The organism is Streptomyces sp. NPDC043746, from assembly GCF_056436485.1.
Map to the genome: position 1 here is coordinate 120,811 of NZ_JBWKCM010000016.1, position 22,633 is coordinate 143,443.

Sequence of the window (22,633 nt, forward strand, 5' to 3'; positions counted from 1 at the left end):
TGGTCAGAGCAGCAGCACCGCCGCGCCCCACAGCACCGACAGGGCGACCAGCGGCGGTCCGACCGGCATGCCCTGCCGGTCCGTCGGCGCCTCCTCGGCGGGCCGCAGCTCCGGGCTGAGCTGGAGGGCCCGCAGCTCCTCGGCGGCGCGCTCCGCGTACGGCTCACGGCCCAGGCGGCGTTCCAGCCAGGCCCAGCCGGTGGGCGACAACTCGACGTTGTCGAAGCCCTTGCCCGTGCCGATGCGGATGCCGTCCTCGGAGTGGCGTACGGCGGTGATCGCGGCCCACTCGACCCGCCGCACCCGCCACGCCCCGGTGACCCACAACCCGTCGCGGTCAGCGGTGATCCGCCAGGTGAGTGCCGTCGCGACGGCCGACGTCAGCCACGGCAGCCCCACCGCCAGCCAGAGCCAGGACCAGGACCAGGACAGCCCGTCATCGAGCAGGGCCCACAGACCGCCGCCCTGCACCACCAGCAGGCCGAGGCCCACGCCGCGCGAGAAGCCGTGCGCCTTCCACACCCGCAGGCCTTCCGAGGGGGCCATGGAGGCGGCGATCTCCTCGACGGGCCGCCGCCTGCTCCGCCGATCCCGGCCCCCTGCCGGGCTCTTCGACCGGCTCCGCACCAGCTTCGGGACGGCCGGTTTCACGGCCGTGACGCTGCACTCCACCAGCACCTCGGGCGTCTCCTCGTCGGGGCGTGCGGCGAGGGCGACCTCGGCACCGGCGTAGGGGACCCCGTACAGGACGGCCTCGCGCAGCGGCGGCGGAGGATCCTCGCCCTTGAGGATCTGCTGGAACGTGGTGAGGTCGACGGCGTGCGCCACGCCGTCGACGTCCTCGGGCCCTTCCGTCTCGTCCTCTTCCTCCTCCTCGAAGGCGGCCAGTGAGTGGAAGTGCAGGATCGGCCGGAGGGTCGTCGGGTCGTCGGCCGCGAACACCCAGGTGCGGCCGTCCTCGTGGTCCTCGCGCACCAGCACCTTCAGCACCGGCAGAGGTCCGCGCCGCAGCCGTACCGAACGCGTCCGACCGTCCACGCCGTTCGCGAAGAACGCCAGCCCGCCGGCGAGACCGCCGAGGACCAGCAGCTCCCAGCCGAAGGCGTCGTAGGGCTCCGCGACCAGCGCCGCCCAGTCGCCGTCCACCACGAGATCGACCCTGCTGCCCTCGGGGAAGTCCTCGGGGAAGGCCGTCTCGATGCGGTGGGTACGTCCGTCGGCCTCCACCTTCAGGACGTCGGCCTCCTCGTCGCCCCGCTCCAGGGCCACGACCTGACCGGACAGGTGGGTGGCGCGTGCGGCCCGCTCCTCGTACGCGTCCGCTACCTGCTGGGCCTGCCAGTAGCCGAACCCGGCGACGGCGAGCAGCAGGGCGGCCAGGACGAGGGAGAACCGGCCCCGGCGGAAGGTCCGCGCGGCGGCGGGCAGCGGCTGCCGGACCTCCCCTGCCGCCTCCAGGGCCAACGCCCGCTGCCGGCCGGCGAGGGCCAGCCGGTGGACGAGCCCGGCGGCGGCGAAGGCGGCGGCCACCAGGTGGGCGAGCGCGTACGGCTCTCCGAACGACTCGGTGAATCCGCCGTCCTCCGCGAACCCGACCAGCCCCGCCGCCAGCCCCGCGAGGGCGAGCCGGGGCTGGCGCCACACCCAGTACAGGGTCAGCACGAGCACGACGGCCATCACGAGCCCCGGCCAGTCGGTGCCGCACGGCGCGGCGGAGGTACAAGCGACGGCGGGCGACCCCTCCAGGTACCAGATCCCCGCCGCGACGAGCGCGAGAACCGCCCAGAGCGGGTGGGCCCAGCGGGCCGGCACGGCGGTGAGCCAGCGCTGGGCGTCGGGGGTCCGCCAGTCGGCGGCGCCGGGGGGTATGTGCTCGGCGGGGAGCGGCAGAGGACCTTTGTTCACCCGCGCATTATGACCAGGTGCGAGGTCCCGGCCGGAAGCCCGGGGCCCCGACCGCACTTCACGGTGACGGGCCCGTCCCGGTGCCCCGTCCCCCGTCCCGCCCCCGTCCCGTCCCCCGTCGTCCTGTCCCGCGTTCCGGAGCGAAGCGCCAGGTCGGAGGCGCGGCCCTGCTGGGACGGCCGTGCACGGCATGTCCGGGACGCGACCGGGCCCCTACGCTCCCCTGCGACCCCTTTCGAACCCCTGAGCAGGAGGACAGAGCATGCGACTCGGTACGTGGAAGCGGACGTTCGTCAGCGGCGTCGTCGCCGCCGGCATCGCCGTCGGAACCCTCGCCGGTACCACCGCCACCGCCACCGCGGCCCCCGCGAGCGCCGCCCCGGCCGCCGCCGCCGGGTTCAGCACGCAGGCGGTCCAGAACCTCGGGCTGAGCGTCAAGCAGGCCAAGGCGATCCAGCGCCGGTACAAGGACACCGGCTACAACCCCGGGACCATCGACGGCCAGCTGGGCACCAACAGCTGGAAGGCCATGCAGCGCTCGTTCCGCGACAACCACGGCTACACGGACGCCATCGACGGCATCGTCGGCCCCAACACCATCAAGGCACTTCAGCGCGCGCTGAAGAAGCACTGGAACTACACCGGCGACATCGACGGCATCGCCGGGACCGGCACCCGGGCCGCCTTCGCCGGCTTCGCCAACCACTACGTGGCCTACTACGGCCTCTGACCCCTGGGGGGCCGAAGCCCCTCCGCCCCGGGGGGCCGGGCGCGGGCCCGGCCCCCAGGGGCAGCCCTCAGAGCGTGGTGCGCCTGCTCGTCGTCGACTTCCTGGTGGCGGTGGTCTTCTTGGCCGCCGCCTTCCTCGCGGGGGCGGGCAGGGCCGTCTTCTTCGCCGGGGTCCGCCCGGTGGCCGCGCGCTTCGGGGCGACGGCCGCAGCCGCCGCGGCCTCGGTGTCGGCGCCGGTGTCGGCGGTCGACAGGCTGCCTCAGCTGCTCTCCAGGTGCGCGCGGACGAACCACGGGAACTGCTCCGGGCCGCGCAGATGCCCGATGAGCAGGTCCTCGGTGACGGGGTCGAGCCCACCGACCTTCTCGACCGCCGCGCGACGGCCTTCGATGATCCCCGTGTGGATCAGGTCCAGGGCGCCGAGATGGGCGATGGCGTCGGCGCGGCCGACGCTGTCAGTCGGCGTCGGCGGTGCCCCCCTCGGTCGGGGTGGCGCCGGGGCGCTCGTCGCCGGGCCGGACCGGGCCCGCCGCCGCGCGGATGCTCGCCAGGGCGGCGTCGGCCACCGCGCGCGGGGTGATGCCGAACTCCTCGTACAGCCGCTGGTAGTCGGCCGAGGCGCCGAAGTGCTCCAGGCTGACCATGCGGCCCGCGTCGCCCACGATGTCCCGCCACCCCTGGGCGACGGCGGCCTCGACGCTGACCCTGGCCCGTACGCCGGGGGGCAGTACCTCGTCCTGGTACGCGTGCGGCTGGTCGGCGAACCACTCGCGGCAGGGCAGCGAGACGACCCGCGCGTCATGCCCCTCGGCGGCGAGCAACTCCCGGGCCTCCAGAGCGATGTGAACCTCGGAGCCGGTGCCGATGAGGATGACGTCGGGGGTGTCGCCACGGCTGTCGGCCAGGACGTACCCGCCCCGGGCGGCGCCGGAGGCGGCGGCGTACGCGCCTTCGCCCGCGCCACGCGCCAGGACGGGCAGCGGCTGGCGGGTGAGGGCGAGCCCGGCGGGCCGGTCGCGGTGCTCCAGGACGGTGCGCCAGCAGACGGAGGTCTCGTTGGCGTCGGCGGGCCGTACGACGTCGAGGCCGGGGATCGCGCGGAGTGCGGCCAGCTGCTCGACGGGCTGGTGGGTGGGTCCGTCCTCGCCGAGGCCGATGGAGTCGTGGGTCCAGACGTAGGTGACCGGGAGCTTCATCAGGGCGGCGAGGCGGACGGCCGGGCGCATGTAGTCGCTGAAGATCAGGAACGTACCGCCGTAGGGCCGGGTGAGGCTCTGGAGCGCGATGCCGTTGAGGACCGCGCCCATGGCGTGCTCGCGGATGCCGAAGTGGAGCGTGCGGCCGTAGGGGTTGCCGGGGAACTCGCCCGTCTGCTTCCCCTCCGGCACGAAGGACGGCTCGCCCTCCATGGTGGTGTTGTTGCTCCCCGCGAGGTCGGCCGAGCCTCCCCACAGCTCGGGCAGCACGGGGGCGAGCGCGGTGAGCACGTCGCCGGAGGCCTTGCGGGTGGCGATGCCCTTGGGGTCGGCGTCGAAGACGGGCAGGCTGTCGCTCCAGCCGTCGGGGAGCCGCTGCTCCCGCAGCCGGTCCAGGAGCGCGGCGCGCTCGGGGTGGGCGGCGCGCCACTCCTCGTAGCGGGGCTGCCAGGCGCGGTGGGCCTCGGCGCCCCGCTCCCGTACCGCACGGGCGTGTTCGAGTACGGCGTCCTCGACGGTGAAGGCGGCGTCCGGGTCGAAGCCCAGCAGCTTCTTGGTGGCGGCCACTTCGTCGTCCCCGAGGGCGGAGCCGTGGGCCTTGCCGGTGTTCTGCTTGGTGGGCGCGGGCCAGCCGATGATGGTGCGGAGCAGGATCAGGGAGGGGCGGCCGGTCTCGTTCTTCGCGGCCTCGACGGCGGCGAGGAGGGCGTCGACGTCCTCCACGTAGTCGCCGGTGCGGGTGAAGTCGACCGTCTGGACGTGCCAGCCGTACGAGGAGTAGCGGGCGGTCACGTCCTCGCTGAAGGCGATGTCGGTGTCGTCCTCGATGGAGATGTGGTTGGAGTCGTAGAAGACGACGAGGTTGCCCAGCTCCTGGTGCCCGGCGAGCGAGCTTGCCTCGGAGGTGACGCCTTCCATGAGGTCGCCGTCGGAGGCGACGACGTACACATGGTGGTCGAAGGGGCTGGTGCCGACGGGCGCGTCCGGGTCGAGCAGCCCGCGCTCCCGGCGGCCCGCCATGGCCATGCCGACGGCGGAGGCGAGCCCCTGGCCGAGCGGTCCGGTGGTGATCTCGACGCCCCGGGTGTGGCGGTACTCCGGGTGGCCGGGGGTGCTGGAGCCCCAGGTGCGCAGCGCCTTCAGGTCGTCCAGCTCCATCCCGTACCCGCTCAGGTAGAGCTGGATGTAGAGGGTGAGGCTGGAGTGGCCGCAGGAGAGCACGAAGCGGTCGCGCCCGAGCCACTGGTCGTCGGCCGGGTCGTGCCGCATGACCTGCTGGAAGAGCAGGTACGCCAGCGGGGCCAGGCTCATCGCGGTGCCGGGGTGGCCGTGGCCGGCCTTCTGCACGGCGTCGGCGGCGAGCAGCCGCGCGGTGTCGACGGCCCGGACGTCGAGCGGCCCCCAGCCCGCCGCGTCCGCGACCGGCGGGGCGAGCTTCGGGTCGCGGGGGCGGTTCGGTCCACCGCCCGGAGTGTCGGGGGCATTCGTGGCGTCGGGGGCGTCGGGGGCATTGCGGGGTGCCATCAAGTCCTCCTGATCGGTGGGGCGTTCAGCGGCGAGCGGCGCGCCTGCGGACCCCGGCTCCGCGACGCCCGGCCGCTTGGCCGGGTCCCCCGGAACGACGGGTCCAAACCTGCGATGGCGTACGCAGCACGACAGAAGGAGCAAATCACCCCTGCGGGACAAAGGGCGGAAGACCTGCGGGAGGAGGAGACCCGCGGAGCAAGGCCCGGAGGAACGGGCCGCCGGTCCTAGGCCGAAGGGCTGATCACTCCGGGAACCCTCCTGCTGTTAGCCTGCTCCTGCATATAGGTTGCAATAACAACTGGACGGCATTCCCAGCAGTCGGAGGGCTCGCATCATGGCCACGTACACGCTCCCGGAACTCCCGTACGACTACGCGGCGCTCGAACCGGTCATCAACCCGCAGATCATCGAGCTGCACCACGACAAGCACCACGCCGCGTACGTCAAGGGCGCGAACGACACCCTGGAGCAGCTGGAAGAGGCCCGCGACAAGGAGGCCTGGGGAGCGATCAACGGCCTCCAGAAGAACCTCGCGTTCCACCTCTCCGGCCACATCCTGCACTCGATCTACTGGCACAACATGACCGGTGACGGCGGCGGCGAGCCCCTCGCGGCGGACGGCGTGGGCGACCTCGCGGACGCGATCACCGAGTCCTTCGGCTCCTTCGCGGGCTTCAAGGCCCAGCTGACGAAGGCCTCCGCCACCACGCAGGGCTCCGGCTGGGGCGTGCTCGCCTACGAGCCGCTCAGCGACAGGCTGATCGTCGAGCAGGTCTACGACCACCAGGGCAACGTGGGCCAGGGCTCGGTCCCGATCCTGGTCTTCGACGCCTGGGAGCACGCCTTCTACCTCCAGTACAAGAACCAGAAGGTGGACTTCATCGAGGCCATGTGGCAGGTCGTCAACTGGCAGGACGTGGCGAAGCGCTACGCGGCGGCCAAGGAGCGCACGGACGTACTGCTGCTCGCCCCCTGACCTCCGCCCCCGGCTCCGCCTCAGCCATGGGCGCGGCCACAGCACGTCCTGCCTCGTGATCGTCTTCTCAACCTTCACCCGGCAGGCGGATGGACGGAGAACCCCCGCGAGGACGTGACTCGCGGGGGTTCTCCCATGTCCGGCCACTGTTTGGTTTCTTAGCTCTTTAGCTCATGTGCTAAATATGGGACCATGGAATCCCCCTCCGCCGCTCCCGACGACGAGGCGAGCGCCTTCCGGGCCCTGGCCGACCCCACCCGCCGTCAGATCCTGGAGGATCTGCGCGGCGGCGAGCTGGCCGCCGGGGAGATCGCGAGCCGGTTCACGATCAGCGCCCCGTCCATCTCACGCCATCTGGGTGTTCTCAAGGGGGCCGGGCTCGTCACCGAGCGCCGCGACGCCAATCGCATCCTCTACTCGCTGGCGGAGGAACGTCTCGCCATGTGCGTGGGCCGGTTCCTGAGCGCCGTGTGCCCGGAACAGATCGTGCTCCGGCACACGAAGTGGCGCTCCGCGCCGGAAGGCGACGCCTCATGATCCGCCCCAGGCTCTCCAGCACCATCGAACGCCGCCTCCTGGTGAACTACCGGGTGGACCCGCACATCGCGGCGGCCCTGCTGCCCGCGCCGCTCCGCCCCCACCTGGTGCGCGGCCAGGCGGTGGCGGGGATCTGCCTGCTCCGGATCGGCGGTGTCCGCCCCGCCTGGGCTCCGGCGGGGACCGGCCTGACCAGCGAGAACGCGGCACACCGGATCTCCGTCGAGTGGGACGGCCCGGACGGTGTGGAACGCGGCGTCTACATCCCGCGCCGCGACACCGCCTCCCGGCTCAACGCGTGGGCGGGCGGCCGGATCCTCCCGGGCGAGCACGGCCGCGCGGACTTCACGGTGCGGGAGGAGGCCGACGCGGTACGGGTGGCCTTCGCGACCCGGGACGGCGAGGTGGAGGTGGACGCGACGGTGGAGGACGCCGGGGAACTGCGCGGCAGCGAGCTGTTCACGGATCTGGCGGAGGCGTCGGAGTTCTTCCGCCTGGGCAGCCGGGGCCTCTCCCCCGCCGCCGGGGGCGGCCACCTGGACGTCCTCGAACTGTCCACGCCCGCCTGGAAGGTGACGGCGGGCCGCCCCCGTACCGTACGCTCCTCGTTCTTCGAGGACCTGGACCGCTTCCCGCCCGGCAGCGCGGTGCTGGACAGCGCGCTGGTGATGCGGGGCGTGGCGGCCCGGTGGACGCAGGGGGCGCCGTTGCGGGTGGGGGCGGTGGCGCAGGACGGCCACCGAGCAGTGGGCCCAGGAGCCCACCGGGCCGGGAACAGCGCTGCCGGGTGAGGCGCGGGGGCGTGACGGCGGCGTGAAAACCCCCGCCGCCCGTCGAGCCCGGCTGCCACGATGGCTGTCGTCCATCCGCCCGTACGCCCCCCCCGAAAGCGACCCTCGTGACCTCTGCCGCCGCCCCCGTCCCGGCCGACCCCACCGTCCTGCACCCGATGCCCGGCCAGCCCCGGGTGGTGCAGCTGAAGCCGCTGATCACCTCGGGGCTGATCGAGGCCGGGGAGTACTCGTACTACGACGACCCCGAGCACGCCACGGAGTTCGAGACCCGGAACGTGCTCTACCACTACGGGCCCGAGCGCCTGGTGATCGGCAGGTTCTGCGCACTGGGGACGGGGGTGCGGTTCATCATGAACGGCGCCAACCACCGTATGGACGGCCCGTCCACGTTCCCGTTCCCGACACTCGGCGGCTCCTGGGCCGACCACTTCGACCTGCTGACCGGGCTGCCCGACCGGGGCGACACGGTGATCGGCAACGACGTGTGGATCGGCTACGAGGCGGTCGTCATGCCGGGCGTCCGCATCGGCCACGGCGCGATCATCAGCTCCCGGTCCGTGGTCGTCTCGGACGTCCCGGACTACGGCATCGTCGGCGGCAACCCGGCCCGCCTGATCCGCACCCGCTACGAGGAGGCGGACATCGCACGACTGCTGGCGGTGGCCTGGTGGGACTGGCCGGCGGACCATCTGACGCGCCATATCCGTACGGTGATGTCGGGCACGGTGGCGGAGTTGGAGGCGGCGGCCCCGGGGGCGACCCCCGAGAGCTGAGACGCGCGGTGCCCCCGGCCTCGTACGGGGAGACCGGGGCGCTCGGGGGCCGCTCAGCCCTTGCCGCTGCCGAAGCTGCCCGCCTTCACCCCGTCGATGAAGGCGGCCCAGTGACCAGGCCCGTAGAACTGGAGCCCGGCTGCCGGGTCCTTGCTGTCACGCACCGCCCGGCCGCCGTCAGCGGTGCGGGCGACCTCGACGCACTCCTGCTGCCCGCCCTGGGATGCGGTGGACTTCTTGAACTCCGTGACAATTTCAGGGGTGTTCATGTCGGCTCTTTCTCAGACTCGGGAAGGCTGGCGAGACACTCGCGAAGGAACGTGAGAGTTCGTGAGGGCGTGAGGGCCGCCGACCGCAGGGCCTCGAAGATCTGGGCGTGCATGGCCATCTGCTCCAGGTCCTCGATGATGACCGTGCTCGTCGTCCCGTCGAAAGCGACTGCACTGGGTACGGGCTCAGGCCCGAAGTGGTACATGACGAAGTGAGAGGTCATATGTGCCGCCTGCCACTCCGAAGCCGGCAGCACCTGCACGCTGACATTCTGGCGCTGCGCCACATTGAGGATATGCAGAAGTTGATCACGATGCGCCTTCACCGAGGGCATCGGCGCCGTGATTGCCGGTTCCCATATGACAGCGGCGAACCGGGCTCCGTCCTCCTCGATCTTCTTTCGTCGCACCCGACGAATCGCCACCATCTCGTCAACAGCATCGGGGGCGTGCACCGTCAAGCTCGCAGCGAGCAGAGACCTCAGATAGTCGTCGGTCTGCAACAGCCCCGGCAGGAACAACGGCTGCCAAGTCTGGATGTACGTGGCGTCGGACTCCAGCGTGATGACGTCCGCATACTCCGGTTTCGCAGCCCACTCGTAATCGAGCCACCAGCCACGCCTGTTGGAGTCCCGCGCCAGCTGCTCCAGGCGCTCGTAGACAGCCTTGTCCTCCACTCCGTAGAGCTCTAACAGGAGCCGCACATCCCCGGGACGCGCTGATACCTGCCCGGCCTCGACCCTGCTGATCTTCGCCTTGGAGCCTGCGATGTGCGCAGCCGCATGCACCTGATCGAGCTTGGCCGCCTCCCGGTAGCGCCTGAGTTCGGCCCCCAACCGCCTACTGCGCACGGTAGGACGTCCACCTGCGGGCATGTCCCCTCCTCTTACTGTCCGTGATCAGTCTGCATGCCGGTTGCTACCCCTAGCAAGGCCGTCGCCACCTCTAGCAACATGCAACTTCTCGATTACTTTCGGTTGCATAACACCTGGTTCTCGCTCTAGCTTGGACTTCATCACGGCGGGTGTCCATCTGGGCACACCACGTGATCACGGTTCCGCCTGCCCACGACCTTGGGGGACGTATGTCCGGGCGCACAGACAGCAAGAGGTTCCGAGTCCGCAGGGACTCCATCCCCGCCGCTCGGCGGCACGTGAGAACGGTCCTGGTCGGGTGGAAGCTCGGCGGCCTGGTGGACGACGCGTCGCTGATCGCCAGCGAGCTGGCCACCAACGTCGTCAGCCACGCCCAGGGGACCGGCGACTACTTCGAGCTGGGGTTACGGCGCCGGAACGGCGTGCTGATCCTGGAGGTGGCCGACTCCTACCAGTGGCTGATGCCCGAGCTGCGCAAGCCCGCCGACGACGAGGTGTCCGGGCGGGGGCTGCTGATCGTCGACGCGCTGGCCGAGCGGTGGGGCGTGCGCCCGCGCGATCCCGGAAAGACCGTCTGGGCCCAACTGCCCACCGGAACACGTTCCCTGTGAGGCCCCTCCCCCGCCGCCCGCACGCGCCCTTCGCCGAACTGGTGCGTATCGAGAGCGACCCCGCGTACCGGGACCGGTACTTCCCGGGGCTGAGCAGGGCGATCGCGCAGCGCGGCCACTGGCGCTCGGGCGAGGCGGAGGCGCTGGTACGGCGGTTGAGAACGCCGGCCGGCATCACCGACGCGGTCACCCACGCCCTGGCCGACCAGCTGGAGAAGGGCTCCGACGCTGGGCCTCGGCATCACGGTCTCGGCCTCCCGGCAGCGGGTGTGGATCGATGCCGCCGAGGAGGGGCCGGGGCGGGCTCGGCCGGTGTGATCCCCGACGGCCCCCGGTGAAGAACCGCGAGCCCCGCCCGCGTACCGCTCCGACGCCGTGGGCAGGGCATCGACCCCGCCCACAGCACCGTACGAAAGAGACGGCCCGACCCCGTGCTGCAATGCACCGCCGTAACCCCCGTTCCGTTCGCCGAAGCGCTCCTCGCGCTCGCCACCATGGAGGGCGGGCCGGAGCATCCGGCCGACGTTCTCGACCAGGACGAGTTCCTGCTCTGCGAGTTGGGCGAGCACGACGAGTCCGTCGAGCACGCCGGGCATCTGTGGGCGGCCGACATCCCGGGCGAGGACCAGGACCTCTGGCTCCGGTGGACCGGGAGCGGCACCCACCGCGTCTACCGGCTCGACGTCCTGCCGCTGTGCCCCGCCCTGCTCCGTGACTTCGTCATGCGTACCGTCACCCTGTGCGCGTACTTCGACCACCACCCCGGGCCCCACTCCTTCTCCGTGACCGACCCGCTGGGCGAGTTGATCAGCGGGCACGTCCACGCAGACGCCCAACGGCTCGCGTCCGAGGACGGCAGCGCCGACACCGGCACGACGGACCCTGACCCCGACCACGCCGGGGAGGGCGACGCGTAGGCCACGGCCCCGGCACCGCTTCGCCCTTGCCCGGCCTGTCGACACTCGATGGATCCCCATCGCATCTCGACGGGAGGACGAGAACGGGGAAGCTGACCGTGCGCGCACCGCGCGTCGTACGCGGCCGGGCAGATTCGTGGTCCACCAGGAAGACAACCCCGCGCATGCCGCCACGACCACGGCTCCGGCGACAGTGATCCAGGCGTTCGTCTGACGCGAAGACATCGGCAGACTTCCCCCTTGATGTTGCAATAGCTCAACGTGCGCTTTCGCGGTCGGCCCTACCGGCCGTCGGCGTGGCCACGCCGCTCTTCCGCCGCCCCGCCCCCGCGGGGCAGCGCCGCCAGCAGCAGGTGCAGTTCTGTCTCCACCGTGTCGGCGTCGGCCTCCCCCGGGCGGGTGAGGAAGACCGAGCGGGCCACCGTGGTGCCGACCAGGACCAGGGCCAGTACGTCGAGGTGGGAGGCGCCGAGAGGGGCGGCCAGTTCGCCGCGGGTGACCGCCCGGGCGATGAGGGTCTCCAGTTGGCCGCGGACCACCGCGTAGACGTCGTCCTGGAGGATGCGGCGCAGTTCCGCGTCGTGCGGGGCCTGGCCCATCAGGGAGAGGAGGGCGGGGCCGGTGGCGCTCTCCAGGATGCGGCGCTTGGAGGAGAGCAGCTCGCGGAGGTCACCCTCCAGGGAGCCGGTGTCGATGCCGCCCAGCTCGTCCAGGGCGATGTGCCGGGCGACGGCTCCGGCGAGGGCCTGCTTGGAGGGCCAGCGGCGGTAGAGGGAGGCCGTGGAGGCGCCGGCGCGGCGGGCGACCGCCGTGGTGGTGAAGGCGGCCCAGCCCGATTCGTTCAGGACCTCGACCGCCGCGTCGAGCAGCGCCGCGTCCACGCGCGGGTCCATCGGCCGGCCCTTCGGCGGTTCGGTCTCGCCCTGTGCTGTCATACCCGGATTCTCTCGCGCTGGTGCGCCGCCCTCACCTCCGCTAACGTAAACGAAAAGCATCCGTTTCGTATCGAGGTACGGTGGTTCCCATGGCCCCGACAACCACGACGACCACGACCGGTCTCTCCTCCCCGGCTCGCGCGGCCGTCTCCGAGGCGCGCCGGGTCTTCGACTCCGGGGGCACCCGGCCCCTGGCCGCCCGGGCACGGCGGCTGCGGGCACTACGGGCGCTGATCACCGAGAACGAGGCCGCGATCGAGGCCGCCCTCTGGAGCGATCTGCACAAGGGGTCCGGTGAGGCCCAGCTCACCGAGATCGGCGTGACCCTCGCGGAGATCGACCACACCCTGCGGCATCTGCGGCGCTGGGCCCGGCCCCGGCGCGGTCCGCTGCCCCTGGCGCTGCTGCCGGGCCGGGCGCGACTGGTCTCCGAGCCGCTCGGCGTGGTGCTGGTGATCGCCCCGTGGAACTACCCGGTCCAGCTCCTGCTCGACCCGCTGGCCGGTGTGCTGGCGGCGGGCAACACGGCCGTCCTCAAGCCGAGCGAACTCGCGCCCGCCACCTCGGCGCTGGTCGCCCGGCTCGTGCCGCGCTACTTCCCCGACGGGGCCGTACGGGTCGTGGAGGGCGGGGTTCCGGAGACGACGGAACTACTGGCCCAGCGGTTCGACCACATCGTCTTCACCGGCAGCGGGACGGTCGGCCGGGTCGTGATGCGGGCGGCGGCCGAGCATCTGACGCCGGTCACGCTGGAGCTGGGCGGCAAGTCGCCGGTCTGGTTCGACGACGACGCCCACCTCCGCCAGGCGGCGCGCCGCATCGCCTGGGCCAAGTTCACCAACGCCGGGCAGACCTGCATCGCCCCGGACTACGTGATGACCACGCCCGACCGGGTTCCGGCGCTGGTGGACGCGCTCAGGTCCGCGATTGCCGATCTGTGGGGCACCGATCCCCGTACCGGTGACGACTACGGCCGGATCGTCGACGAGCGGCAGTTCGACCGGCTCGTCGGGCTGCTGGAGGGCACGGAGGTCGTGGTCGGCGGTGATCATGACCGGGCCGAGCGTTACATCGCCCCCTCCGTGGTGCTCGTCCCCTCCTCCGGCGAGAGCCCTCCGGCCGTGGGGCCCGACGCGGCCCACCCCGTGCTGCGGGACGAGATCTTCGGGCCCGTCCTGCCCATCGTCCCGGTCGCGTCGGCCGAGGAGGCCGTACGGGTGGTCAACGGCTGGGACAAGCCGCTCGCCCTGTACGTCTTCTCCTCCTCCGCCCGCACCCGCCGCCTCTTCGAGCAGCGGACCTCCTCCGGCGCGGTGGTCCACGGCGCCGGTCTCGTCCACGCCGCCGCGACCGGGCTGCCCTTCGGCGGGGTCGGCGCCAGCGGCACCGGCGCGTACCACGGCGTCCACTCCTGGCGCGCCTTCACCCACCTCAAGCCCGTCCTGCGCAAGCCGCTCGTCCCGGACACCCTGCGCCTGGCCCAGCCGCCGTTCACCGACGGCCCCGGGCTGCGGCTGGTCCAGCGCATGATGCGGCGCGGATGAGCCCTCCGCTCCCCGCCTCTTCCCGAACCGTGTGGCCCAGCTCTCCCGAAAGGTGCGGCGTATGCCGAACCACGAAGCCCTGTACGGCACTTCGGCGTACGACGGTGCTCCTGACTGGGGACCCGCCTCGTACGGGACGCGCACGGCGTCACCGTGCACACCGGGGCCGGTACGTTCCGGGCGGCGCGGAGCATCGTCACCGTACCGCCGGTCGCGGTACGAACAGTCCCCTCAGTGCGCCCCCTCGTCCGCCAGGCAGAACTCGTTCCCCTCGGGGTCCTGAAGAACCGTCCAGGTCAGGCCGTGCATGGAGTGCTCGCCCAGCACCGTCGCGCCCAGGCCCGCCAGGCGCTCCACGTCCGCCGGGCGGTCGGGAGAGGCGAAGTCGATGTGCACACGGTTCTTGACGGTCCTGGGCTCGGGCACCCGCTGGAAGCCGAGGACCAGCGGGGTGGCGGGGACCACGACGAACTCGCCGTAGTCCTGTGTGCCGTCGACGCCGAGCGCCGTGGCCCACCAGGCGGCCAGCGTCTGGGGGTCGGGGCAGTCGATCGTGATCATCTCCGGTGAGATTCGCATGGTCATCACCGTACGGGTCGCCACTGACAACGGGCCGGGAGCACGCGCTCGCTCCCGGCCCGAGCCCCTCCGAAGGCGGAAGTCACCCGAAGGCGGAGGTCAGTCGAAGATCGGGCCCTGCGTGCGGGTCCGCTTGATCTCGTAGAAGCCGGGGATCGAGGCGACCAGCAGCGTGCCGTCCCAGAGCTTGGCGGCGTCCTCGCCCTTGGGGGCGGGGGTGACCACGGGGCCGAAGAAGGCGACCTGCTCGCCGTCGGCGCCCGGCACGGCGATGACCGGGGTGCCGACCTCCTGGCCGACCTTCTCGATGCCCTCCTTGTGGGAGACGCGCAGCTCGGTGTCGTAGGTGTCCTTGTCGGCGTACTCCACCAGCTCCTCGGGGAGGCCGACGTCCTTCAGGGCGCCGACGACCGCCTCGCGGGTGGGCCCCTCGCCGTTGTTGTGGAAGCGGGTGCCGAGGGCCTCGTAGAGCGGGCCGACGACCTGGTCGCCGTGGAGCTGCTGGGCGGCGACGACGACCCGGACCGGGCCCCACGCCTTGTTCTCCAGCAGGTCGCGGTACTCCTCGGGCAGTTCGTCCAGCTTGTCCTCGTTCAGGACGGCGAGGCTCATCACATGCCAGCGGACCTCGATGTCCCGGACCTTCTCGACCTCCAGGATCCAGCGGGAGGTCATCCACGCCCACGGGCAGAGCGGGTCGAACCAGAAGTCGGCCGGGGTCTTGCCGTTCGCGGGGGTGTTCTCGGGTATCTCGCTCCTCAGGAAGGCCGGTTGCTGCTTCGTATGGAACGCCTCCGGGAGGGTCCTCATTCCCGGGCGCGGGCCCGACACCGCGCGCGGTACGGCGGCACCGCATACCGGATACCGGTCGCCGGAGACGCGTGCAAGGATCAATGGGTTCGAACACGACACATCACGCGCGTCACGAAGGAGTGCCCGTGCCCGGTGAAAACCTGTCCCGCGACGAGGCCCAGCAGAGGGCCGAGCTGCTGAGCGTCGACGGTTACGAGGTCCAGCTCGACCTGCGTTCCGCCGTCGACGGCCCCGAGGGGGCCGGCGGGGGTGCGGAGGGGGGTGACGGGGACGCCGTTCCGCGGACGTTCCGGTCGCTGACCACGATCCGGTTCCGCTCCGCCCGGGCCGGTGCCTCGACCTTCGCGGACCTGGTGGCGCCGGGCGTGGACGCCGTGACGCTGAACGGGAAGGCCCTCGACCCCGCCGCCGTGTTCGACGGGGCCCGGGTGGCCCTGGACGGACTGCTGGAGGGCGAGAACGTCCTCGTGGTCGACGCCCGGTGCGCGTACAGCAGGACCGGCGAGGGCATGCACCGCTTCGTCGACCCGGAGGACGGCGAGGTCTACCTCTACACCCAGTACGAACCGGCCGACGCCCGCCGGGTCTTCGCCAACTTCGAACAGCCGGACCTGAAGGCCCCCTACCGCTTCCAGGTGACCGCACCGGAGGGCTGGCGGGTCTGGTCCAACGGGGTCGAGGAGTCGCAGGAGGGCGGGGTGTGGCGGTTCGCGGAGACCAAGCCCATCTCCACCTACATCACGGCCGTCGTCGCCGGCCCCTACCACTACGTGACCGACCACTACAGCCGTACGTTCGACGACGGCACCACCCTGGAGATCCCGCTCGGCGCGATGTGCCGCAAGGGGCTCGCCAAGCACTTCGACGCGGACGACGTCTTCCTGGTCACCAAGCAGGGCCTGGACTTCTTCCACGACCACTTCGACTACCCGTACCCCTTCGGGAAGTACGACCAGGCGTTCGTGCCCGAGTACAACCTCGGGGCGATGGAGAACCCGGGCATGGTCACCTTCCGCGAGGAGTACATCTTCCGCGGCAAGGTCACCTCGGCCGCCTACGAGCGGCGCGCCAACGTCATCCTGCACGAGATGGCGCACATGTGGTTCGGCGACCTCGTCACCATGGAGTGGTGGGACGACCTGTGGCTGAAGGAGTCCTTCGCGGACTTCATGGGCTCCTTCTCGATGGTCGAGGCGACCCGCTTCACCAACGGCTGGATCACCTTCGCCAACAACCGCAAGGCGTGGGCCTACCGCGCCGACCAGCTGCCCTCCACCCACCCGATCACGGCCGACATCCGTGACCTGGAGGACGCCAAGCTGAACTTCGACGGCATCACGTACGCCAAGGGCGCCTCCGTCCTGAAGCAACTGGTGGCGTACGTGGGACGCGACGCCTTCCTGGAGGGCGCGCGGCGCTACTTCAAGCAGCACGCCTACGGCAACACGCGCCTGGGCGACCTGCTCTCCGTGCTGGCCGACACCTCCGGGCGCGACATGACCGCCTGGTCGCGTTCCTGGCTCCAGACCGCGGGCGTCAACGTGCTCACCCCGGTGCCCGCGTACGACGCGGAGGGGACGCTGACCGAGCTGACCGTCGTCCAGGAGGCCGCCGCCTCCCACCCGGAGCTGCGCCCGCACCGGGTCGCCGTCGGCCTCTACCGGCGTACGCCGGAGGGCGAGCTGACCCGGTACGCCCGCGCCGAGGTGGACGTGGCCGGGGAGCGCACGGTGGTGAAGGAGTTGGCCGGGGCCGAGCGGCCCGACCTCATCCTGGTCAACGACGACGACCTCACGTACTGCAAGATCCGCTTCGACGAGGGGTCGCTCGCCACCCTCCGCGACCACCTGGGCTCCATCACCGACCCGCTGGCCCGCGCCCTGTGCTGGTCGGCCCTGTGGAACCTGACCCGGGACGCCCTGCTGCCCGCCCGCGACTTCGTCGCGCTGGTGCTGGCGCACGCCGGGCGCGAGAGCGACATCGGCGTCCTCCAGATGCTGCACGCCTGGGCGCAGTCGGCGCTGGTGAACTACTCCGCCCCCGCCTGGCGCGAGGAGGGCGGCCGGGCGCTGGCCGAGGGCGCGCTGCGGGAGCTGCGGCAGGCCGAGCCGGGCAGCCAGCACCAGCTGACCTGGGCCCGCTTCTTCGCGGCCGTCGCGGGCTCCGACGCCGACTTCCAGCTGCTGGGCTCGCTGCTGGACGGCACGGCCCGGATCGACGGCCTGGAGGTCGACCAGGAGCTGCGCTGGACCTTCCTCTCGCCGCTCGCCTCGCACGGGGTGGCGGACGAGGCGGCCATCGACGCCGAACTGGCCCGCGACGACACGGCGTCCGGCAGGCGCCACCACGTACGGTGCCTGGCCTCGCGCCCCTCGGAGGCGGTCAAGGCGCAGGCGTGGGCGGCGGTCGTGGAGTCGGACAAGCTCTCCAACGCCCTGGTCGAGGCGACGATCGCCGGGTTCGAGCAGCCCTCGCAGCGGGAGCTGCTGGCCCCGTACGCGGACCGCTACTTCGCGGTGATCGAGCGGATCTGGGCGGAGCGCTCCATCCAGATCGGCATGCACGTGGTCCGGGGGCTCTTCCCCGCGCTCCAGGACAGCCCGGAGACCCTGGCGGCGACCGACGCCTGGCTGAGCGGTCACGAGGACGCCGCTCCGGCGCTGCGCCGACTCGTCCTGGAGGCCCGGGACGACCTCGCGCGGGTGCTGCGCGGACAGGAGTGCGACGCGCGGGCGTGATCGGGATCGTCCCCGGCGGTAGGGGGCGCGCAGGACTGGTGTGTGCGCGGCGCGAAAGCAGCGCTCGCACATCCGACCGACGCGCCCCCTCCGCATTTTTCGCGTGACGACCCTTTTCGACCCTCGAACGCCCGCACTTTAGGGCAGCGTTGTCCGGAATTGTCGACGGGCATGTAACAGGGGTTAGGACAGCCTGGGTTGGCGGGAAATCATCGACCATGACCCAGAACACCCCGCTCTCCCCTTTGCCCCCTCTTTTCCCGTCCGCCGCACACCGCTTGCAGGACGCACCTCACCGCGTCCTCTCCGCCGCCCAGCTCCGCGCGCGCGGCGTCTCGGCCGCGCAGACGTCGGCGCAGTGCCTGCCCGGCGGGCCCTGGCAGCCGCTGCTGCCGGGCGTCTACCTGCTGCACGCCGGCCCGCCCAGCGGCCAGGAGCGGCTGCACGGCGCCCTGCTGTACGCGGGGCGCCCTCCCGCCTCCTCCCGGCGTACGCCCCCGGAGGCCCCGGACGACGGGTTCGGCGAGGCGATGGTGACCGGTCTGGCGGCACTCGCGCTGCACGGCTTCGCCTCGGCGCCGGACCTGGAGGCGCTGCACCGCGTCGACGTCCTGGTGCCGCGGACCCGGCGGTTGCGCTCGACCCGGTACGTGGAGGTGGTGCGGGCGGCCGCGCTGCCCCCACCGGTGCGGCTGGCCGGGGTTCCCGTCGCGCCGGTGGAGCGGGCGCTGGCCGATGCGGTGGCGGGGGCGGGCGACGCGGCGGACGTACGGCGGTTGCTGACCGAGGCCGTGCGGGCCGGGCACTGCGAACCCGGCTGCGTGGTGCGGGAGCTGAGCGCGGCGAAAGTGCTGGGGCGGCCGGCGGTGGCGGGGGCGGTGGACGCACTGCTGGCGGAGGGGCGGGCGGCGGCGGAGGGGCGGCTGTACGCGATGGTGCGTGAGCACGGGCTGCCCGAGCCGCTGTGGAACGTGGAGCTGCGGCTGCCGGGCGGGCCGGAGCTGGGCGGGGTGGACGCGTACTGGCCGGATCTCGCCGTTGCCGTCGAGCTGGACACCCGGGCACCCCGGTTCGGCGCGCCGGAACCGGACCGGCGGGGCGGGAACCAGGGCGTGACCCACCCGGAGGACCCGCAGTGGTCCGCGTACGCCGCCAAGCGGGAGCGGCTGGAGCGCCTCGGGGTCACGGTGGTCCACCTCACCCCACTGAAGCTGCGCGAGGCGGCGGAACAGCAGGCCACAGTGGTGCGCACGGCGCTGATGGCGGCGGGCGACCAGAAGCCGGCGGCCTACGTGATGGTGCTGCCGCGGTGAGCGGTCCGGGCCGGTGGCGCCGGTTCCACTGGTCCGGACCACTGGGCCCGTGGTCCGGACCGGAAATCCGGAATCTCCAATTCCATCAGCCGCTTTGACCTCTTTCATCCCACGTGGCGCATCACGCCCAGTGGCGGATCTGTGCCATGTACCTGACTCGCCTCCGTCAACTCTCCACAAACCTCTGTCATTTACGACAGGCTGAGCGGTCATCCGGTACCGAATTCCGGACTCTCTCTTTCAATTACAGGGATGCTGATGACCAAGGAATCCCCCAGCTCCATATCCGGGACGAGACGCGCCGCACGCATCGCGGCCGCCGCCGGCCTGGCTGCCGCACTCGCGGCCTCCAGTGCCGCACCGGTGTTCGCCGTCGACGACCCGGCACCGGCACCCGTCAAACCGGCCGCCACGAGCGACCGGGGCGACAAGCTCGGCAAGGCCGACGCCGAAGTCCTGGCGAAGGCCGAGGCCAAGGGCGAGAAGACCATCACGATGATGATCGCCACCACTCCGGGGGCGACCGAGCAGGTCACCGAGCAGCTGGACGCCGTCAAGGGCTCCGTGCTCGGCCAGACCTACGACAAGCTCGGCTATGTACGGGCGACGGTGCCGACCAGCACCGCCGGGGCCACCATCGAGGCGGCCTCCAAGCTCAAGTCCGTGCTCGGCATCGATCTCAAGCAGGAGATCAAGCTGGACGACCCGACGCCCGCGGGCGACCGGGCCGCGGGGGCCAAGCAGTCGAAGGCCACGGGCAGCTACCCGGCACCGGACAAGAACACCCCGGCCGCCAACCCGTACAACCCGTCCTTCGAGACGGGCGCGGTCGACTTCGTGAAGAAGAACCCGACGGCCGACGGCCGCGGGATCACCATCGGTGTCCTGGACTCCGGTGTCGACCTCGGCCACCCGGCGCTGAAGAAGACCACCACCGGCGAGCGCAAGATCGTCGACTGGGTCACCGCCACCGACCCGGTGACCGACGGGGACGGCACCTGGCTGCAGATGTCGCAGACGGTCACCGGCCCGACCTTCACGGCGGCCGGCAAGACCTGGTCCGCCCCGGCGGGCAGCTACAAGTTCGCCACCTTCGCCGAGTCGGCCACCACCGGCGGCGACATGGCGGGCGACCTCAACCGCGACGGTGACACCACCGACGTCTGGGGCGTGCTGTACGACCCGGTCAAGGGCACCGTGCGGGTGGACCTGAACGAGAACGCGGACTTCTCCGACGACACGGCCCTCAAGCCGTACAAGGACAAGTTCCAGGTCGCGTACTTCGGTGAGGACGACCCGCGCACCAAGGTCGTCGAGCGCATCCCGTTCGTCGTCGAGACCCGCAAGAACGTGGTCTACAACGCGTCGGGCGCCAAGGCCGACTACGTCAACATCGGCGTGATCGAGGGCTCGCACGGCACGCACGTGGCGGGCATCACCGCGGCCAACGGCCTGTTCGGCGGCGCGATGAACGGCGCGGCGCCCGGCGCCAAGGTCGTCTCCTCGCGCGCCTGCACCTGGTCCGGCGGCTGCACCAACATCGCGCTGACCGAGGGCATGATCGACCTCGTCGTCAACCGCGGTGTCGACATCGTCAACATGTCGATCGGCGGCCTGCCGCCGCTGAACGACGGCAACAACGCCCGCGCGCAGCTGTACAAGCGCCTCATCGACATCTACGGCGTCCAGCTCGTCATCTCGGCCGGCAACAGCGGCCCGGGCCTCAACACCATCGGTGACCCTGCCCTGGCCGACCACGTCATCTCGGTGGGCGCGTCGATCTCCAAGGAGACCTGGGCCGCGAACTACGGCTCCAACGTCACCAAGAAGTACGACATGCTCCCCTTCTCCTCGCGCGGTCCGCGTGAGGACGGCGGCTTCACGCCGACCATCTCGGCCCCGGGCGCGGCGATCAACACCACCCAGACCTGGTCCGAGGGCGGTCCGGTCAGGGAGGCGGGCTACGCCCTGCCGCCCGGCTACTCGATGCTCCAGGGCACCTCGATGGCCTCGCCGCAGGCCGCCGGTGCCGCGGCCCTGCTGCTCTCCGCCGCGAAGCAGAAGGGCATGGAGCTGCCCCCGGCCGACCTCCGTACCGCGCTGACCAGCTCCGCTTCGCACATCAAGGACGTGCCCGCGCACGTCCAGGGTTCGGGTCTGATCGACATCGTCGGCGCCTGGAAGCTCATCACCAAGAAGGGCGACCCGGCGCACGAGTACAAGGTGAAGGCCCCGGTCGACACCGCGATCGACTTCGCGCTCAAGGACCCGGGCTTCGGCACCGGCCTCTACGACCGTGAGGGCGGCCTCAAGGTCGGCCAGACGAAGGTCTACGAGGTCACCGTCACCCGCACCACCGGTCCGGACCGCAACGTCCAGCACAAGCTGTCGTGGAAGAACAACGACGGCACCTTCAAGCTGAGCAGCCCCGAGTACGTCTCGCTGCCGCTCGACGTGCCGGTGAAGCTGAAGGTCACGGCGAAGGCCAAGAAGGCTGGCGTGCACAGCGCCATCCTCCAGGTGGACGACAAGAAGACCGTCGGCGTGGACCACCAGATCCTCGCCACGGTCGTCATCGCGCACGAGCTGGGCCACCCGGGCTACGCCTTCAAGGACTCCAGCTCGGTCCAGCGCAACGGCACCACCTCGTACTTCTTCAACGTGCCGGAGGGCGCCAAGACCCTCGAGGTCGCCCTCAGCGCGCTGCGCTCGGGCAGCCAGACGCGGTTCATCGCCCTGCACCCGTACGGGACGCCGGTCGACCCGACCTCCACGGTCAACTGCTACCCGAACTACGAGAACCCGGCCAACACCTGCCGTCCGGACGTGCGGTCCTACAAGGACCCGTACCCCGGCGTCTGGGAGGTCGAGGTCGAGTCGCGCCGTACCTCGCCGCTGCTGGACAACCCGTTCAAGCTGGACGTGTCGATCCTCGGCGCCTCCTTCGACCCGGCGGTGCAGACCATCGCCGAGGCGAAGATCGGCTCCCCGGCCGCGGTGAACTGGAAGGTCACCAACGGCGCGGCGGCGCTTGAGGGCAAGCTCAAGGGCGGCGCGCTGGGCTCGGCCAAGGTCGACAAGCCGTCGATCTCCACCGGCCAGACCCGGCAGACCACGGTCACCATCGGTGCGGGCGTCGAGAAGCTCGACTTCGCCATCGGCGGTACGTCGGACGCCAACGCCGACCTCGACCTGTACGTCTTCCGGGGCGCCACCCAGGTCGGCAGCGGCACCACGGCCAGCTCCGAGGAGCGGGTCAGCCTGACCAACCCGGCCGCCGGTACGTACACGGTGATCGTCGAGGGCTACTCGGTCCCGTCCGGGTCGACCACGTACGACTACCGGGACGTGTACTACACGCCCTCGCTCGGCACCCTGAAGGTCGACGCGTCGAAGACCTACAGCCTGGCGAACGGCGCCTCGGCGCAGGTCGGCGCCGAGGTCGTGGTCGCCGGTGCGGCGCCTGCGGGCCGCCAGTTCTTCGGCGAGGTCCAGCTGGTCAACGCGCGCGGCACCGCCGCGGGCACCGGCAGCGTCGTGATCGAGAAGGTCGCGCCGTAACGGACACCGTACGAACAGCAGCGGGGCGGGCGCTCTCCAC

Annotated in this window: 19 protein-coding genes and 1 pseudogene; 12 read left to right on the forward strand and 8 right to left on the reverse strand. The window is 71.6% G+C overall.

From position 1 onward, the window contains the following. Positions 1-3: 3 nt before the first annotated feature. Positions 4-1,905, reverse strand: a complete 1,902-nt coding sequence (locus tag AC0682_RS19055; protein ID WP_478534029.1) for a hypothetical protein — start codon at positions 1,903-1,905, stop codon at positions 4-6. 262 nt (positions 1,906-2,167) lie between these two features. Here AC0682_RS19055 and AC0682_RS19060 point away from each other — a divergent pair, with 262 nt between their 5' ends. Next, positions 2,168-2,635, forward strand: coding sequence for a peptidoglycan-binding domain-containing protein (locus tag AC0682_RS19060; protein ID WP_478534031.1), 468 nt, complete (start codon positions 2,168-2,170; stop codon positions 2,633-2,635). 67 nt (positions 2,636-2,702) lie between these two features. Here the strand turns inward: AC0682_RS19060 and AC0682_RS19065 are convergent. Together AC0682_RS19065 and tkt are read right to left on the reverse strand one after the other, a co-directional pair. Further along, positions 2,703-3,089: pseudogene (locus tag AC0682_RS19065) on the reverse strand (DNA starvation/stationary phase protection protein); the annotation flags it as partial. Position 3,090: 1 nt separating this feature from the next. After that, entirely contained in the window at positions 3,091-5,355 is a 2,265-nt protein-coding gene (gene tkt / locus AC0682_RS19070; RefSeq protein WP_478534032.1) for a transketolase, read from the reverse strand. A 337-nt stretch (positions 5,356-5,692) separates the two neighbouring features. Here tkt and AC0682_RS19075 point away from each other — a divergent pair, with 337 nt between their 5' ends. From AC0682_RS19075 to AC0682_RS19090, 4 genes are all read left to right on the forward strand, one after another. Further along, positions 5,693-6,334 carry a superoxide dismutase gene (locus AC0682_RS19075; protein ID WP_018487185.1) on the forward strand — a complete coding sequence of 214 codons (642 nt, stop codon included), beginning with the start codon at positions 5,693-5,695 and terminating at the stop codon, positions 6,332-6,334. Between the two features lie 192 nt (positions 6,335-6,526). Beyond that, positions 6,527-6,871 carry a metalloregulator ArsR/SmtB family transcription factor gene (locus AC0682_RS19080; protein ID WP_478534034.1) on the forward strand — a complete coding sequence of 115 codons (345 nt, stop codon included), beginning with the start codon at positions 6,527-6,529 and terminating at the stop codon, positions 6,869-6,871. Beyond that, positions 6,868-7,662, forward strand: coding sequence for a DUF2071 domain-containing protein (locus AC0682_RS19085; protein WP_478534036.1), 795 nt, complete (start codon positions 6,868-6,870; stop codon positions 7,660-7,662). The genes AC0682_RS19080 and AC0682_RS19085 overlap by 4 nt, the downstream gene beginning before the upstream one ends. A 158-nt stretch (positions 7,663-7,820) precedes the next feature. After that, positions 7,821-8,438 (forward strand): CatB-related O-acetyltransferase, encoded by a 618-nt coding sequence (locus AC0682_RS19090; RefSeq protein ID WP_478534069.1) that lies wholly within the window; start codon positions 7,821-7,823, stop codon positions 8,436-8,438. Between the two features lie 53 nt (positions 8,439-8,491). Here AC0682_RS19090 and AC0682_RS19095 read toward each other — a convergent pair whose 3' ends face one another. Both AC0682_RS19095 and AC0682_RS19100 read right to left on the reverse strand, forming a co-directional pair. Further along, positions 8,492-8,707, reverse strand: a complete 216-nt coding sequence (locus AC0682_RS19095) for a DUF397 domain-containing protein (protein WP_478534038.1) — start codon at positions 8,705-8,707, stop codon at positions 8,492-8,494. Beyond that, positions 8,704-9,543: a helix-turn-helix domain-containing protein gene (locus tag AC0682_RS19100; RefSeq protein WP_478534039.1), complete on the reverse strand. Its 840-nt coding sequence runs from the start codon at positions 9,541-9,543 to the stop codon at positions 8,704-8,706. The genes AC0682_RS19095 and AC0682_RS19100 overlap by 4 nt, the downstream gene beginning before the upstream one ends. A 248-nt stretch (positions 9,544-9,791) precedes the next feature. Here AC0682_RS19100 and AC0682_RS19105 point away from each other — a divergent pair, with 248 nt between their 5' ends. The 3 genes from AC0682_RS19105 (at position 9,792) to AC0682_RS19115 (ending at position 11,110) form a co-directional block, all read left to right on the forward strand. Continuing rightward, a complete protein-coding gene (locus tag AC0682_RS19105; protein WP_478534040.1) occupies positions 9,792-10,193 on the forward strand; it encodes an ATP-binding protein in 402 nt (133 codons plus the stop codon). Then, on the forward strand, positions 10,190-10,531 hold the full coding sequence (locus tag AC0682_RS19110) for a hypothetical protein (RefSeq protein ID WP_478534042.1): 342 nt from the start codon (positions 10,190-10,192) through the stop codon (positions 10,529-10,531). Before AC0682_RS19105 ends, AC0682_RS19110 begins: the two co-directional genes overlap by 4 nt. A gap of 93 nt (positions 10,532-10,624) precedes the next feature. Next, entirely contained in the window at positions 10,625-11,110 is a 486-nt protein-coding gene (locus AC0682_RS19115; protein WP_478534044.1) for a hypothetical protein, read from the forward strand. A 281-nt stretch (positions 11,111-11,391) separates the two neighbouring features. Here AC0682_RS19115 and AC0682_RS19120 read toward each other — a convergent pair whose 3' ends face one another. Beyond that, the gene (locus tag AC0682_RS19120; protein WP_478534046.1) at positions 11,392-12,045 is read right to left on the reverse strand and encodes a TetR/AcrR family transcriptional regulator; all 654 of its coding nucleotides are present in this window, start codon (positions 12,043-12,045) and stop codon (positions 11,392-11,394) included. Positions 12,046-12,134: 89 nt separating this feature from the next. Between AC0682_RS19120 and AC0682_RS19125 the strand changes: the two genes are divergently transcribed. Next, positions 12,135-13,589, forward strand: coding sequence for an aldehyde dehydrogenase family protein (locus AC0682_RS19125; protein WP_478534048.1), 1,455 nt, complete (start codon positions 12,135-12,137; stop codon positions 13,587-13,589). Positions 13,590-13,820: 231 nt separating this feature from the next. Here the strand turns inward: AC0682_RS19125 and AC0682_RS19130 are convergent, their stop codons facing one another. Both AC0682_RS19130 and AC0682_RS19135 read right to left on the reverse strand, forming a co-directional pair. Further along, positions 13,821-14,168, reverse strand: a complete 348-nt coding sequence (locus AC0682_RS19130; protein ID WP_478534050.1) for a VOC family protein — start codon at positions 14,166-14,168, stop codon at positions 13,821-13,823. A 99-nt stretch (positions 14,169-14,267) separates the two neighbouring features. After that, complete coding sequence (locus tag AC0682_RS19135) at positions 14,268-14,918, reverse strand: mycothiol-dependent nitroreductase Rv2466c family protein (protein WP_478534071.1); 651 nt, start codon at positions 14,916-14,918, stop codon at positions 14,268-14,270. Between the two features lie 188 nt (positions 14,919-15,106). Between AC0682_RS19135 and pepN the strand changes: the two genes are divergently transcribed. From pepN to AC0682_RS19150, 3 genes are all read left to right on the forward strand, one after another. Beyond that, on the forward strand, positions 15,107-17,719 hold the full coding sequence (pepN, locus tag AC0682_RS19140; RefSeq protein ID WP_478534052.1) for an aminopeptidase N: 2,613 nt from the start codon (positions 15,107-15,109) through the stop codon (positions 17,717-17,719). Between the two features lie 218 nt (positions 17,720-17,937). Further along, the gene (locus AC0682_RS19145; protein WP_478534054.1) at positions 17,938-19,032 is read left to right on the forward strand and encodes a hypothetical protein; all 1,095 of its coding nucleotides are present in this window, start codon (positions 17,938-17,940) and stop codon (positions 19,030-19,032) included. 252 nt (positions 19,033-19,284) lie between these two features. Further along, positions 19,285-22,593, forward strand: a complete 3,309-nt coding sequence (locus tag AC0682_RS19150; RefSeq protein ID WP_478534056.1) for a S8 family serine peptidase — start codon at positions 19,285-19,287, stop codon at positions 22,591-22,593. Positions 22,594-22,633: the final 40 nt, after the last annotated feature.

What these genes read in the sequence shown, in the direction of transcription:
- AC0682_RS19105 (WP_478534040.1), top strand. Translation starts at nt 9,792, where the DNA reads ATGTCCGGGCGCACAGACAGCAAGAGGTTCCGAGTCCGCAGGGACTCC.
- AC0682_RS19060 (WP_478534031.1), top strand. Translation starts at nt 2,168, where the DNA reads ATGCGACTCGGTACGTGGAAGCGGACGTTCGTCAGCGGCGTCGTCGCC.
- AC0682_RS19125 (WP_478534048.1), top strand. Translation starts at nt 12,135, where the DNA reads ATGGCCCCGACAACCACGACGACCACGACCGGTCTCTCCTCCCCGGCT.
- AC0682_RS19090 (WP_478534069.1), top strand. Translation starts at nt 7,821, where the DNA reads ATGCCCGGCCAGCCCCGGGTGGTGCAGCTGAAGCCGCTGATCACCTCG.
- AC0682_RS19075 (WP_018487185.1), top strand. Translation starts at nt 5,693, where the DNA reads ATGGCCACGTACACGCTCCCGGAACTCCCGTACGACTACGCGGCGCTC.
- AC0682_RS19130 (WP_478534050.1), bottom strand. Translation starts at nt 14,168, where the DNA reads ATGCGAATCTCACCGGAGATGATCACGATCGACTGCCCCGACCCCCAG.
- tkt (WP_478534032.1), bottom strand. Translation starts at nt 5,355, where the DNA reads ATGGCACCCCGCAATGCCCCCGACGCCCCCGACGCCACGAATGCCCCC.
- AC0682_RS19085 (WP_478534036.1), top strand. Translation starts at nt 6,868, where the DNA reads ATGATCCGCCCCAGGCTCTCCAGCACCATCGAACGCCGCCTCCTGGTG.
- AC0682_RS19150 (WP_478534056.1), top strand. Translation starts at nt 19,285, where the DNA reads ATGCTGATGACCAAGGAATCCCCCAGCTCCATATCCGGGACGAGACGC.
- AC0682_RS19145 (WP_478534054.1), top strand. Translation starts at nt 17,938, where the DNA reads ATGACCCAGAACACCCCGCTCTCCCCTTTGCCCCCTCTTTTCCCGTCC.
- AC0682_RS19120 (WP_478534046.1), bottom strand. Translation starts at nt 12,045, where the DNA reads ATGACAGCACAGGGCGAGACCGAACCGCCGAAGGGCCGGCCGATGGAC.
- AC0682_RS19095 (WP_478534038.1), bottom strand. Translation starts at nt 8,707, where the DNA reads ATGAACACCCCTGAAATTGTCACGGAGTTCAAGAAGTCCACCGCATCC.
- AC0682_RS19080 (WP_478534034.1), top strand. Translation starts at nt 6,527, where the DNA reads ATGGAATCCCCCTCCGCCGCTCCCGACGACGAGGCGAGCGCCTTCCGG.